Origin of the sequence: Pectobacterium sp. PL64 (assembly GCF_022477975.1) — a bacterium.
Classification (GTDB): domain Bacteria; phylum Pseudomonadota; class Gammaproteobacteria; order Enterobacterales; family Enterobacteriaceae; genus Pectobacterium; species Pectobacterium jejuense.
In genome coordinates this window covers 1,632,590-1,645,720 of record NZ_CP092070.1, presented here as the reverse complement: position 1 = coordinate 1,645,720, position 13,131 = coordinate 1,632,590, and the positions used below count along the sequence as shown (strand labels likewise).

12 protein-coding genes are annotated in these 13,131 nt (G+C 51.3%); 6 read left to right on the top strand and 6 right to left on the bottom strand.

The annotated features are described in order from the left end of the window. Positions 1-22: 22 nt before the first annotated feature. The 3 genes from HP572_RS07090 to cmoB all read left to right on the top strand — a co-directional run bounded on the left by HP572_RS07090 (position 23) and on the right by cmoB (position 2,311). Entirely contained in the window at positions 23-418 is a 396-nt protein-coding gene (locus HP572_RS07090) for an MAPEG family protein (RefSeq protein ID WP_014915147.1), read from the top strand. Positions 419-587: 169 nt separating this feature from the next. After that, the gene (gene cmoA, locus HP572_RS07085) at positions 588-1,331 is read left to right on the top strand and encodes a carboxy-S-adenosyl-L-methionine synthase CmoA (protein ID WP_039273264.1); all 744 of its coding nucleotides are present in this window, start codon (positions 588-590) and stop codon (positions 1,329-1,331) included. Further along, the gene (cmoB, locus tag HP572_RS07080) at positions 1,328-2,311 is read left to right on the top strand and encodes a tRNA 5-methoxyuridine(34)/uridine 5-oxyacetic acid(34) synthase CmoB (protein ID WP_240585177.1); all 984 of its coding nucleotides are present in this window, start codon (positions 1,328-1,330) and stop codon (positions 2,309-2,311) included. Before cmoA ends, cmoB begins: the two co-directional genes overlap by 4 nt. 172 nt (positions 2,312-2,483) lie before the next feature. Here cmoB and cutC read toward each other — a convergent pair whose 3' ends face one another. Then, positions 2,484-3,242, bottom strand: coding sequence for a copper homeostasis protein CutC (gene cutC / locus HP572_RS07075; RefSeq protein WP_039544582.1), 759 nt, complete (start codon positions 3,240-3,242; stop codon positions 2,484-2,486). A 283-nt stretch (positions 3,243-3,525) separates the two neighbouring features. Next, on the bottom strand, positions 3,526-4,074 hold the full coding sequence (locus HP572_RS07070) for a VOC family protein (protein WP_240585176.1): 549 nt from the start codon (positions 4,072-4,074) through the stop codon (positions 3,526-3,528). A 655-nt stretch (positions 4,075-4,729) separates the two neighbouring features. On the opposite strand from HP572_RS07070, the gene argS reads away from it, so the two are divergent. Beyond that, complete coding sequence (gene argS, locus HP572_RS07065; protein ID WP_039286819.1) at positions 4,730-6,460, top strand: arginine--tRNA ligase; 1,731 nt, start codon at positions 4,730-4,732, stop codon at positions 6,458-6,460. 150 nt (positions 6,461-6,610) lie between these two features. On the opposite strand, the gene murJ is transcribed toward argS, so the two are convergent. From murJ to rimJ, 4 genes are all read right to left on the bottom strand, one after another. Beyond that, a complete protein-coding gene (gene murJ / locus HP572_RS07060; protein ID WP_010306786.1) occupies positions 6,611-8,146 on the bottom strand; it encodes a murein biosynthesis integral membrane protein MurJ in 1,536 nt (511 codons plus the stop codon). Positions 8,147-8,273: 127 nt separating this feature from the next. Further along, on the bottom strand, positions 8,274-9,254 hold the full coding sequence (locus HP572_RS07055) for a Gfo/Idh/MocA family protein (protein ID WP_240585175.1): 981 nt from the start codon (positions 9,252-9,254) through the stop codon (positions 8,274-8,276). Positions 9,255-9,282: 28 nt separating this feature from the next. After that, entirely contained in the window at positions 9,283-9,918 is a 636-nt protein-coding gene (locus HP572_RS07050; RefSeq protein ID WP_240585715.1) for a YceH family protein, read from the bottom strand. A gap of 9 nt (positions 9,919-9,927) precedes the next feature. Next, entirely contained in the window at positions 9,928-10,512 is a 585-nt protein-coding gene (gene rimJ / locus HP572_RS07045; RefSeq protein ID WP_014915138.1) for a ribosomal protein S5-alanine N-acetyltransferase, read from the bottom strand. A 315-nt stretch (positions 10,513-10,827) separates the two neighbouring features. Between rimJ and mdtH the strand changes: the two genes are divergently transcribed. Then, positions 10,828-12,033: a multidrug efflux MFS transporter MdtH gene (gene mdtH / locus HP572_RS07040; RefSeq protein WP_205550745.1), complete on the top strand. Its 1,206-nt coding sequence runs from the start codon at positions 10,828-10,830 to the stop codon at positions 12,031-12,033. 306 nt (positions 12,034-12,339) lie between these two features. Next, positions 12,340-12,987: a glutaredoxin 2 gene (gene grxB, locus HP572_RS07035; RefSeq protein ID WP_205550747.1), complete on the top strand. Its 648-nt coding sequence runs from the start codon at positions 12,340-12,342 to the stop codon at positions 12,985-12,987. The last annotated feature ends 144 nt before the right edge of the window (positions 12,988-13,131 follow it).

The following is a 13,131-nucleotide window of genomic DNA, read 5'->3' as shown; positions in this document are numbered from 1 at the left end:
CGGTTAGGTCACGGAGTAAAAAATGGTAAGTGCGCTCTATATCGTGCTTGGCGCAATCTTGTTGATAAAGCTGTCGATTGATGTTGTGAAACTCAGAATGCAGTATCGCGTGGCGTATGGCGACGGCGGGTTTTATGAATTGCAAACGGCGATCCGGGTACATGGCAATGCGGTGGAATACATTCCGATTGCGGCGATTCTGCTGGTGCTGATGGAAATGAACGGCGCCCTTATCATCATGATCCACTTCTGCGGCATTTTATTGATTACGGGACGTTTAGTTCACTACTACGGCCTTCGGCATCGCGAATTCCGCTGGCGGCGTTCAGGTATGGCGGCAACCTATGCCTCGCTCATCCTGATGATTGCAGCAAACCTCTACTACCTCCCTTGGGATCTGGTTTTCACGCTGTACTGATGGCGTGAGGCAAAAACTATTCCCCGCCTCTCTCGGACGCACAGTTATTATGCGTCCGGGAATCAAAAACCGCGTCCACCCTATGCGTCTACACAATGTGAGAGGTGAAGGCCACGGTGTATTCTGCTAGAATACGCGCCTCTTTATTACTCTCAGTGCACTTTCTGCCATGCCAAACCGCGATATGCTTTTCTCTGTGCCAATTGCCAATTTAGGCGACTGGACATTCGACGAACGCGTTGCCGACGTATTCCCCGATATGATCCAACGTTCCGTGCCCGGCTATTCCAACATCATCTCGATGATTGGCATGCTGGCAGAACGCTTCGTCCGCCCGGATAGCCACGTTTACGATCTAGGATGCTCGTTGGGCGCAGCCACGCTGTCTATGCGACGTAATATCTCTGTGCCGGGTTGCAAAATTATCGCGGTAGACAATTCTCCGGCAATGGTGAAACGCTGCCGCAGCCACATTGACGCTTTCCGTTCCGATACGCCCGTCGAGATTATAGAAGCCGATATTCTGAATATTGATATCGAAAATGCGTCCATGGTGGTACTGAACTTTACCCTTCAGTTTCTGGAACCTTCCCAGCGTCAGGTGCTCATCAAGCGTATTTATCAGGGCTTGAATCCCGGCGGCGTGCTCGTGCTCTCAGAGAAATTCAATTTTGCGGACAAAGACGTCGGTGAATTGCTGTTCAACATGCATCTCGATTTCAAACGGGCAAATGGCTACAGCGAGTTAGAAATCAGTCAGAAGCGCAGCATGCTGGAAAACGTCATGCTGACCGACTCGGTAGAAACCCATAAGGCCCGACTGGCAGATGCCGGTTTTGAGCACAGCGAAATTTGGTTTCAGTGTTTTAATTTTGGTTCGTTATTAGCCGTGAAGGCAGAGGAAAAGGCGTGATCGATTTCGGCAATTTTTATCAGCAAATCGCAAAAGGCCCGCTCAGCCACTGGCTTAACACGCTGCCTTCACAGCTAAGTAGCTGGCAGCAGGAATCCTTGCACGGTAAGTTCAAACTCTGGTTTAACTCGCTGGAACATCTTCCGTCGCTGACGCCAACCTCTCTGGATTTGAACGACAGCGTCACAGCACGCATGGAGCCCGATATTTCTGAGGGCCAGCGTGAAGGCATTGAAAAACTGCTGCGTAACCTGATGCCCTGGCGTAAAGGCCCTTTTTCGCTTTACGGCGTGGATATCAACACGGAATGGCGTTCTGACTGGAAATGGCAGCGCGTTCTGCCCCATATTAGCCCGCTGAAAAATCGCCTGATTCTGGATGTAGGCTGCGGCAGCGGCTATCACCTGTGGCGGATGGTCGGCGAAGGCGCCACGATGGCAGTTGGCATCGATCCTATGCAGCTGTTCTTATGCCAGTTCGAAGCTGTGCGTAAGCTGCTCGGCGACGATCAGCGTGCGCACGTTCTACCGCTCGGTATTGAGCAACTCCCCGAACTTGCTGCGTTTGACACCGTGTTTTCTATGGGCGTGCTGTACCACCGCCGTTCCCCGCTTGATCACCTGTGGCAATTGAAGAATCAGTTGGTGGCAGGTGGCGAACTGGTGTTGGAAACGCTGGTTATTGAAGGCGATGAAAATCAGGTGCTAGTACCGGGGGAACGCTACGCGCAAATGCGCAATGTGTATTTCATCCCTTCCGCCGCGGCCTTGACGAAATGGCTTGAGAAATGCGGCTTTGTTGATGTCCGCGTCGTGGATATCTGCACCACGACAACGCAGGAACAGCGCCGGACAGACTGGATGATCACGGAATCACTGGCTGAATTCCTCGATCCTGAAGATCCGACGAAAACGGTGGAAGGTTACCCTGCACCAGTACGGGCCGTTCTGGTTGCCCGTAAACTTGGGATCTACCAGTAAGTCTCATTCGTTCTAAATTACTGCGCTTGACAAAAAAAGCCCCAGCAACACGCTGGGGCTTGGTACTTGCCATGCACACCTGATGGTATGCGGCGCGGCAAAATTGAAGAATGACGGTATGGTGTTTAGAACAACGCTGTCGATCTATCTCTACACCGTGAAATCCCTTACGTTATGACACGTACTGCATTTCACGGTCCGGGCTGACGGCCCGCTTCATGGCTTCCACCACATCACCATCCACGCAATACTGGCTAAACTCATCTAATTCCGTATCAGAACACATCGACACGCCGATTTTACGATAGCGCATCGGAGACGGTGTCCACTGGCCTGCCGAACTGTGCAGTTCTCGGATACCGGCCTGCTGAAATTTGTGCACGTTAGTCAGCCGCACGCCGGAACCCGCCATAATAATTGGACCGCGACTGGCCTGTGTTAGTTCACGTAATAACCGCAGCCCATTTTCCGCCGTCTGCTGCTGCCCAGAGGTCAATATGCGCGATACGCCAAGCTCAGTGAGCTGCTCCAGTGCAATGTATGGGTTCAGACACATATCGAACGCGCGATGGAAAGTCACCGCCATCCCCTGCGCTGCCGCCATAATTTCACGCATTTTGGGCAAATCAATGTGCCCTTCCTCATTGAGTGCGCCGACAACAACGCCGGGAAAACCCATCTCACGAATCTGCTCAATATCGTATTTAATGGCAGCAAATTCCGTCGCGCTGTAGCAAAAATCGCCCCCTCGCGGGCGCACAATCGGGTGGACAGGAATCGCGACCTTTTCGCGCGCGCCACGTAGCGCACCATAGGATGGCGTTAACCCGCCTTCTCGCTGTCCTGCACAGAGTTCAATCCTGTCAGCCCCAGACTGCGCTGCTGTTATCGCGCAATCAACGCTATAACAGCATACTTCCAGTTTCGTCATCGCTGCTCCTCCATGTAAACTCCCAGACCACTTTTCTTAATTATCGAAAAATCGGCGAATCATCACGCCGATTAAAGTAATAACTATGGCATTCGCATTCATATCGTGAGGAGACAGGAGTCACAATGAACGCGATACATTGCCGAAATAAACATGACATAAACCACAGTTTTATTAATCTGTTCCGCAGTAAAAGAAAATGGCATGAATAACGTGGCACACCATTTTATCTTTCCGCCAATGTTATCTTTCTGATTACGTTACGTACGAGCCATACGCTATTTTATAGCGTCGACATTTCGCTTGCGACAACATCGCGTATATCAAATGCATGAAACTTTATTGTCACTTTCCCGTCGGTTACCGCCAGCGTCGGATTAGGAATTCGCTCTTTTTCGCCTTGCGGAGAACTGAATTTAAGCTTGATGCCCGGCGTACGCAGCGCATCATCAGACAAGCAGGCTAGCGCACGCTGATGCAGCGTTTCCGCCTCCCCGGGCAACACCAGTTCCACATGCTCCCATCCTTCATGCGGATAATGCTTTTTCCCCGGCCACGGTAGCTCGATACAGGTAATCTTCCAGGGGCCGACCGCGATGGCATTGTCCAGAATAAACAAGCAGATTGTGCGGCCATTGATTTGGTTTTCAGACAGCAGCTTACCGACCTTAAGCAGCGCCGCTTTCCATGATTCAGCCGTCGTATTCTGATGACAGCGCAACGAAATATGATCCGCATGAAATGCGTCTAAATCCAGCTGTAACACCTCGGCCAATTCCTGTAACGCTTGCTCAAAACGCGCTAAATCCGTTATCAAATCATCGGGTAACATATCGGGTAACACTCCTCGCAGCATCTCACATTATCAATCACCATTTGCGCAATGAGAATATCACACCCGTGACACATTCTAATTAAATTCTATTTTCCCCCGAGTACATTTATTTACACCTTCATTACGTGAAACGCATTAAATGCAAAGAAAAGGTAACCATGCTGTTTGATTAATAAACGGAAATGTTTTTTACCTGGTGTAATCTGCGATACTTCTCGCAATCTATTCTGGGAGGAATCTTAAATAATAAGCGCCCCATTGAACGCCGAAAAGAAAACGTATAAATTAAGAAAGCATATAATAACACAGAGATATCATTATGGTTTTACTCATTATATCCATCGCACTTATCGCTATTGCGGCATATGCTATTTTTCGTCATTTTAAAACCAGAGACTCACATAAAATTGGTGCAAATAGTCGGTCAAGAAAACGTTAAGACCGCGATTTGATTTATTTTTATTCTACCTAAAACTACTTTTCTTTTTTGTCGTGTTCTCCTTATCTCTTTTTCCCCTATCATCTCGCCTTTTTTATCTCCCGCTCTGCGGGTATTCTTTCGCCTGAACATCCCGTTGCATCTCCCCGTCTGCTGACGAGGAAAGGCAAATATGGTATAAGCAAGGCTTAATTTTTTATTTAAGGTAAACCGGTGAATATTCAGGCTCTTCTCTCCGAAAAAGTCAGCCAGGCGTTAACCGCCGCGGGCGCGCCAGCAGACAGCGAAGCTCAGATTCGTCAGTCGGCAAAAGCACAGTTTGGTGATTATCAGGCCAATGGCGTCATGGCCGTGGCAAAAAAACTGGGCATGCCGCCGCGACAATTGGCCGAAAAAGTCGTCCAACTTTTGGCGCTGGAGGGCATTGCGGAAAAAACAGAAATCGCAGGCCCGGGATTTATTAATATTTTTCTCGATAAGCAGTGGGTTGCGAGCCAGGTTGAGAACGCCCTGAATGCACCAAAACTGGGTTTAACCCCAGTTGAACCTCAAACGATCGTAATTGACTACTCCGCCCCTAATGTCGCGAAGGAAATGCACGTCGGTCACCTGCGCTCAACCATTATTGGTGATGCATCAGCCCGTACGCTGGAATTTTTAGGCCACAACGTGATTCGTGCGAACCACGTTGGCGACTGGGGTACGCAGTTCGGCATGCTGATCGCCTACCTTGAAAAAATGCAAAACGAAAGCGCCAGCGAGATGGATCTCTCCGATCTTGAAGCGTTCTATCGTGAAGCGAAGAAACACTACGATGAAGATGCCGATTTCGCCGAACGCGCGCGCGCTTACGTGGTGAAATTGCAGGGTGGCGATGAATATTGCCGTCAGATGTGGCGCAAGCTCGTCGATATCACCATGACGCAAAATCAGATCAACTATGAACGCCTCAATGTCACGCTGACCAAACAGGATGTGATGGGTGAAAGCCTGTATAACAGCATGCTGCCGGGCATCGTTGCCGATCTGAAAGCAAAAGGTCTGGCAGTTGAGAGCGAAGGCGCAACGGTTGTTTTCCTTGATGAATATAAAAACAAGGAAGGCGAACCGATGGGCGTTATCATCCAGAAAAAGGATGGCGGCTACCTCTACACCACAACGGACATCGCCTGCGCCAAATACCGTTATGAAACCCTGAACGCCGATCGCGTACTTTATTACATCGACTCCCGCCAACATCAACATTTGATGCAGGCCTGGACCATCGTGCGTAAAGCCGGCTATGTCCCTGATTCCGTCAGTCTGGAACACCATATGTTCGGCATGATGCTGGGCAAAGACGGGAAACCATTCAAAACGCGTGCAGGCGGAACGATCAAGCTGTCCGAGCTGTTGGATGAAGCCTACGATCGCGCATTGAAACTCATCGCAGAGAAAAACCCACAGATGGAAAGCGATGAATTAACCGCGCTGGCGAAAGTGGTTTCTATCGGCGCGATCAAATACGCCGACCTGTCGAAGAGCCGTACCACGGACTACGTTTTCGATTGGGACAACATGCTGGCATTTGAAGGCAATACCGCGCCTTACATGCAATACGCCTATACGCGTGTCGCGTCTATTTTCAAGCGTGCAGGCATCCAGGAAGACAGCTTAACGCAGCCGATTACGCTGAGCGATGAGCGTGAATTTGCGCTTGCCACGCGTCTGCTGCAATTTGAAGAAACCATCACCTCCGTCGCCCGTGAAGGCACGCCGCATGTGATGTGTAGCTACCTGTACGATCTGGCGGGTCTGTTCTCTGGTTTCTACGAACACTGTCCGATTCTCAATGCCGAAAGCGACGACGTGCGTCAAAGCCGTCTGAGATTGGCACTGCTGACTGCGAAAACGTTGAAGCAAGGTCTGGATACACTCGGCATCGAAACCGTCGAGAAGATGTAATTCTCCATCAAGTGACAACAAAAACGCCATTGGTGCTGCCACCAATGGCGTTTTTTATGACGGACATCCTTGTCCATCACCCTACGGGCCGTTGCTGTGCAACGTTGAAAAACGTTCCCTACGTTTTTTATTGCGTAATGCTTAGCGTTGTCACACGCTACGGCGGGCGAAATCCCGAGGGCGGAATCCCAACAGCGCCAGCGTGGCAAAATAGGAACCCGCCCCCGCAACCACGACCAGCAACAAGCGCAGGATTCGCATTGTCATATTGCCGTCATCCCACGCGGGCATCCACCACAGCATACCCAGTAACACCAGCGACATCACAATAACTGCCGTCAACAGACGAACCAGAAATCCCCGCCAACCCGGCAGCGGCTGGAAAATATCCTGCTTACGCAGTTGCCAATACAGCAGCCCTGCATTCAGGCAGGAAGCCAGGCCGATAGACAACGCCAGACCCGCATGTTGCAACGGGCCGATAAATATCAGGTTCATAACTTGCGTTAGGATCAGCGTGACTATCGCTATTTTGACTGGCGTCTTGATATCCTGCCGAGAATAAAAACCGGGCACGAGTACTTTGACAACAATCAGTCCCATCAGCCCAACCGAGTAGGCAATCAGCGCTCGCTGGGTCATCAGCGCGTCAAAAGCGCTAAATTTGCCGTACTGGAACAGCGACACGGTTAAAGGCTTAGCCAAAATGCCTAATGCCACAGCGCTCGGCAGCGCCAACAGGAAGCATAGGCGGAGCCCCCAATCCATCAGGCGGGAGTATTCATCATGATTACCACTGGCAAAACTCTTCGCCAGCGACGGCAGTAAGATCGTCCCTAATGCCACGCCGAGAACGCCGGAAGGAAACTCCATCAGGCGATCGGCGTAATACATCCATGACACCGCGCCTTCGCTGAGGAAAGAGGCGAAAATGGTGTTGATGATGAGCGAAATCTGGCTCACCGAGACGCCAAGAACCGCAGGCCCCATCAGCTTCATGACGCGCCAGACGCTCGGGTCACGCCACTTCAAACGCGGCAATACCAGCATGCCAATCTTTTTCAGATGCGGTAGCTGATAGCCGAGCTGCAATAAACCGCCAACCAAGACTGCCCAGGCCAGCGCCATCACCGGTGGGTTAAAATACGGGGCAGCAAACAGCGAAAAGCCAATCATGCTGACGTTAAGCAATGTCGGAGCAAATGCGGGCACCGAGAAACGGTTCCAGGTATTTAGCACCGAACCGACCATAGAAGTCAGCGAGATCAGCAGGATGTAGGGAAACGTGACTCTTAATAGATCCGAAGTGAGCTCAAAGCGCTCTGGCGTCGCGGCAAAACCGGGCGCAGTCACCATGATGACCCACGGTGCGGCGACCATCCCAGCCACGGTGACTAACGCCAGAATCAGCGTCAGCATACCAGAAACATAAGCGAGGAACGTCCGCGTAGCCTCGTCGCCCTGCTGGCTTTTATATTCGGCCAGAATCGGCACAAAGGCCTGTGAAAATGCACCTTCCGCGAAAATTCGCCGGAGCAGGTTGGGCAGTTTGAACGCCACAAAGAAGGCGTCCGTCGCCATACCTGCACCAAAAATACGGGCGACGATGGCATCGCGCACAAAGCCTAAAACACGCGATAACATGGTCATGGAACTGACGGCAGCCAGTGATTTAAGTAGATTCATCCGATTATGTTCTGAACGGTTCAGGACCGATTATTAACCCGTTGAGGTTATCCTGATTGCGAGGTGCGACTAGTCTACGCATTGCACGTGTAATAGCTACCGCACATTGTCATAACCGTCGAACTTTTCAGCTTTTTCCCAGCAATTTTTCAATCATACGCTGGGACAGCAACGCCTGGTTACCTGATGTTTCCGCTGGTTTCCGTTGTTCAATGGAAGCGATGAAATGCTGCACTGCACCGACAAATCCGCGTTGTTCCAGCGTGGTTTGCCAGGATGGCACGGCCGGGCGGATCGTTATTCCTTCACGATCTTCGCGCCATTCACGCATCTCATCCACCTGATAAAGCCCGCCCTGGGTAACAGCCTGAACACATTCACGTTGGCTTCCGGCATGACGATGCATGCTGGTCGTCACCTGACAGCCGCCGCTCTGGAAATGGTGCTCGGCATACAGTAGTTGACCGTCCGCATTCGCATGCAGCACGCCATCAATCAGTTGAGCGTCGCCGCCCGCTAGCCAAAGTGCGGTGTCCACTACGTGCAGATAATCGTCCAGCAGAGTAAAACGGACATCCTGCGGCCCAACGCCATTAATACGGTGTTTATCCATGCGCAACGAGGCTGTCTGATCCAGCCGATGTTTTAGCTGCTGATAGCACGGCGCGAAACGACGATTAAAACCGACCATCAGAATTTTTTGTCGTTGCTCTGCCAATTCGACCAGCGCTTCCGCCTGCTCCAGCGTCTCTGCCAGCGGTTTATCTACATAGACATCAACACCGGCATTCAGCAGTTGGCTCACAACGGAAAAATGGCTGGCGGTGCTGCTGTGCACGAAAACGGCATCGCACTGTGCTGCCAGTTCATCCAGTGCAGAAAAACTCGTCATCCGATACTGATGACAAATCCGCTGCGTTTTTTGCTGGTCGGGAGAAAACGCGCCAACCAGCTCCCAGCGTTCAGCCTGACTGAGAATCGGCAAATAGGCTTTCTGCGCGATGGATCCCAGCCCGACGATGCCGATACGAGGACGTCGGGTGGAAGCGTTATGTTCTGAACTACGATGTTCTGCAACGCTTTCCGCAGACGTAAATTGAGGCTTCATGACAAGTGTTCTCCCTGATACAGATTTATTACGCTAACAGCGCAGCAAGCTGGCATTTGAGTTCAGCAACCTCTTTTTCTAACGCCTCAACACGCTCAGCTAGCGGTGAATGATCGCTTCCGCTATCCACTTCAGGAGCAGCAACATCACTGGCCTCGCCGCTGAAAAGGTGCTGATAGCGACTTTCCCGCTTCCCTGCTTCACGCGCCAGCCGAACGACAAACGGCCCATCCTCACGCTGTTGCAGCTGTTCAAGGGTAGACTCCGCTTCACCGACATCAGAAAATTCATACAGTCGGGCCGCACGCGTACGCAGTTCGCCCGGCGTCTGTGGGCCGCGCAGAAGCAGCGTCGTCACCAGCGCCACTTCCGCAGGCGAGAGCTTCAGGTCACCAAACTCAGAATTGCAAAAACGATGTTCATATTTCACGACACGGTTACCAAACCCGCTGAGCGTGCGCAGGAAATGCTTCTTCACGAGCAAATCCAGCGTTTGTTGGACCTCGCTTTCGCTCAGTTCCATCACGGGTTCGCGGTTGGTTTTCTGATTACAGGCCGTGGTGATGCCGTTTAACGACATTGGGTATTGATCCGGCGTAGTGATTTGCTTTTCCAGCATGCAGCCAATCACGCGGGCTTCACGAGCATCCAATTGGTATTTCATCATTTTTCCTTAACGCGGAGACTTCCACTCGGCGTTGGTCAGCGCGGTTAATACATGGTCCTGCCATTTGCCATCAATGAGCAGATAATTCTTCGCATAACCTTCACGTTCAAACCCCAAACGTGTCAGTAACCCTCCGCTACGCTGGTTATGCGGCATATAGTTAGCCATGATGCGATGCATATGCTGCTGACGCTGCATATAACGTATTGCCGGCTGCAATGCTTCATACATCAGCCCCTGCCCCTGCCATTTTTGGCCGAGTGAATAACCCAGATAGCAGGCGTGAAACGATCCTCGCAGTACGTTGCTGAAATTCGCCACGCCGTACACTTCGTTTTCATTCGGATCCAACAGGAGGAAGTAATAGGCGCTGCCCTGCTTATGCATATCGTTAATCACGCTCAACCGCGCCTGCCAGCCTGATGGATAGCAATGGCTCGCGTCTCTCACGGGCTCCCACGGCTTAAGAAATTCACGGTTTTCAGAATAGTATTCGGCCAGACGCCATGCATCGCGTTCATGGGCCAGACGCACCACCAGCCTGTCAGTTGTCAATTGCACTCTTGCTGGCGTTGAACGGTAGCCAAACATTTTTCCCCCTGCCTCTCCATGTTATCGATAAGTAAAATTCATCGCCGCTGAAAAAGTGACTATTCCGCATAAGCAGAAAATATCGGTATTTCCGATAATCCTTACTATAACCACATAAATTCATAGACGTAAAATCCCCGTCGCCGAGTTATTGCGCAGTTGAGTCAGGAAAGGCATTTTTTCTCACCGAAATGCTACTAGGATAACGTTAAATCGATAAAAAAATATTATCCAACAATAGGCTATACCAAAGTCGAATTAGAGTACAAAATAGTCACGTCTGTTATTTTCCTCCTTTCTTCGTTGTGGTGAAACATGCCTCTGATGTCGCAAGCTCGGAGCTTGGGTAAATATTTTTTATTACTCGATAATATGCTGGTGGTTTTGGGATTCTTCGTTGTCTTTCCCCTTATTTCCATTCGCTTTGTCGACGATCTCGGCTGGGCCGCATTATTAGTCGGTATCGCATTGGGATTGCGCCAGTTTATTCAGCAAGGGCTCGGTATTTTCGGCGGGGCCATTGCTGACCGTTTTGGTGCCAAACCGATGATTATTACCGGGATGCTGCTACGTGCCTCCGGTTTTGTGTTTATGGCGATTGCCGATGAACCCTGGCTGCTCTGGTTGTCTTGTGCGCTATCCGGCCTTGGCGGCACGCTATTCGATCCGCCACGTACCGCGCTGGTCATCAAGCTGGTTCGTCCGCAGGAACGCGGTCGGTTCTACTCCCTGTTAATGATGCAAGATAGCGCCGGTGCCGTTATCGGTGCCCTCATCGGCAGTTGGCTGCTCCAGTACGATTTCGAGATCGTCTGCTGGGCGGGCGCGGTCATTTTTGTGCTTGCCGCTGCGCTCAATGCCTGGCTGCTGCCAGCCTACCGAATCTCAACGGTCAAGACGCCAATCCGGGAAGGCCTGATGCGCGTGATTCGCGACCGCCGTTTCCTGATGTATGTCTTAACGCTGACGGGCTACTACATGCTGGCCGTTCAGGTTTTGCTGATGCTGCCCATTATGGTCAACGAGCTCGCCGGGACGCCGTCTGCGGTGAAATGGATGTACGCCATTGAAGCGGTGCTGTCGCTGACGCTGCTGTACCCTATCGCCCGCTGGAGCGAGAAACGCTTCCGGCTGGAACAGCGCCTGATGGCGGGGCTTTTCATCATGTCCGTCAGCATGTTCCCAATCGGGATGACGACGGAGTTGCAAACTCTGCTGCTGCTGATCAGCCTGTTTTATATTGGCTCCATTATCGCCGAACCTGCGCGTGAAACCTTGAGTGCCTCGCTGGCAGATGCCAGAGCCAGAGGCAGCTATATGGGGTTCAGCCGCCTTGGATTGGCACTTGGTGGCGCGATTGGTTACAGCGGCGGCGGCTGGTTATTCGATACCGGACACGCACTGAATCAACCGGAACTGCCGTGGTTCATGCTCGGCACCATCGGGTTCCTGACGTTAGCCGCACTGTATTGGCAGTTCAACCAACGCCGCATTGAGCCCGCGATGCTGGGTGGTCATTAGTCTGAATTTTACCGACGAGTTTGATCTCGTCGGTAAAGCCCTCCTATACTTTCCTAATACATTCAAACAATTGTTTCGTCGCGAGCCTTCTCGCACACTCGACTTATCTTGTTTGATGATGGGTTACACGCTTGGTCGCCCTGCGGCCTTTGTCTATACCCTAAATAATTCGAGTTTTAGGAAGGCGGCAAGCGAAGGAATCCCGATGAGCTTACTCAAGTAAGTGATTCGGGTGACTGAACGCAGCCAACACACTTGCAACTTGAAGTATGACGGGTATACAACCTGTAATTTAGGAGACGATGTATGAAGCTCTACATTTACGATCACTGTCCCTACTGCGTTAAAGCGCGCATGATCTTTGGCCTGAAAAATCTCCCTGTCGAACTGCAAATACTGGCGAATGATGACGCTGCAACGCCAGAGAGACTGATTGGCCAGAAAATGGTGCCCATTCTGCAAAAAGACGATGGTAGCTATATGCCAGAAAGCATGGACATCGTTCATTACATCGATAATTACGACCGCAAACCGCTGCTGACTGGCTCAACCAATCCGGCCATCGCCGCCTGGCTGCGTAAAGTCACCGAGTATACGCCACGTCTGATTATCCCTCGTTTTGCTCAGGCAGCCTTTGAAGAGTTTGCCTCCGCTTCCGCCCGGCAATATTTTATTAATAAGAAGGAAGCTCAGCTAGGCAATTTTGCTGACCACCTGAGCCACTCTCAGGGGCTGATTAAGAAATTGAACAATGATTTACAGGATCTGGATCCGCTGATTGTTCAACCGAATGCCTGTAACGGCACCTTATCAACGGACGACATCAACCTCTTCCCGCTGCTCCGCTCGTTGTCCATCGTTGCGGGTGTTACGCCGCCTTCTCGTGTTGCGGACTATCGGGATAACATGGCGAAACAGACTCAGGTCACGCTACTCAGCAGTCTGGCAATTTAACCGTTTAGTTTTACTCCGCCGCTTCGTCCTGAAGCGGCATTATCCGCCATTTCAGTGCTATCCTATTGTTTACCCTGCGCATCAGGCGCACGCTGCCCGTGCAGAATCGTGTTGATTATTCGCATAAAGCGCTCGTTCATGTGA

Coding starts and splice junctions, on each gene's coding strand:
- HP572_RS07090 (WP_014915147.1), top strand. CDS start 23: ATGGTAAGTGCGCTCTATATCGTGCTTGGCGCAATCTTGTTGATAAAG.
- cmoA (WP_039273264.1), top strand. CDS start 588: ATGCCAAACCGCGATATGCTTTTCTCTGTGCCAATTGCCAATTTAGGC.
- cutC (WP_039544582.1), bottom strand. CDS start 3,242: ATGACGAAACTGGAAGTATGCTGTTATAGCGTTGATTGCGCGATAACA.
- HP572_RS07070 (WP_240585176.1), bottom strand. CDS start 4,074: ATGTTACCCGATGATTTGATAACGGATTTAGCGCGTTTTGAGCAAGCG.
- murJ (WP_010306786.1), bottom strand. CDS start 8,146: ATGAATCTACTTAAATCACTGGCTGCCGTCAGTTCCATGACCATGTTA.
- HP572_RS07055 (WP_240585175.1), bottom strand. CDS start 9,254: ATGAAGCCTCAATTTACGTCTGCGGAAAGCGTTGCAGAACATCGTAGT.
- HP572_RS07050 (WP_240585715.1), bottom strand. CDS start 9,918: ATGAAATACCAATTGGATGCTCGTGAAGCCCGCGTGATTGGCTGCATG.
- rimJ (WP_014915138.1), bottom strand. CDS start 10,512: ATGTTTGGCTACCGTTCAACGCCAGCAAGAGTGCAATTGACAACTGAC.
- mdtH (WP_205550745.1), top strand. CDS start 10,828: ATGCCTCTGATGTCGCAAGCTCGGAGCTTGGGTAAATATTTTTTATTA.
- grxB (WP_205550747.1), top strand. CDS start 12,340: ATGAAGCTCTACATTTACGATCACTGTCCCTACTGCGTTAAAGCGCGC.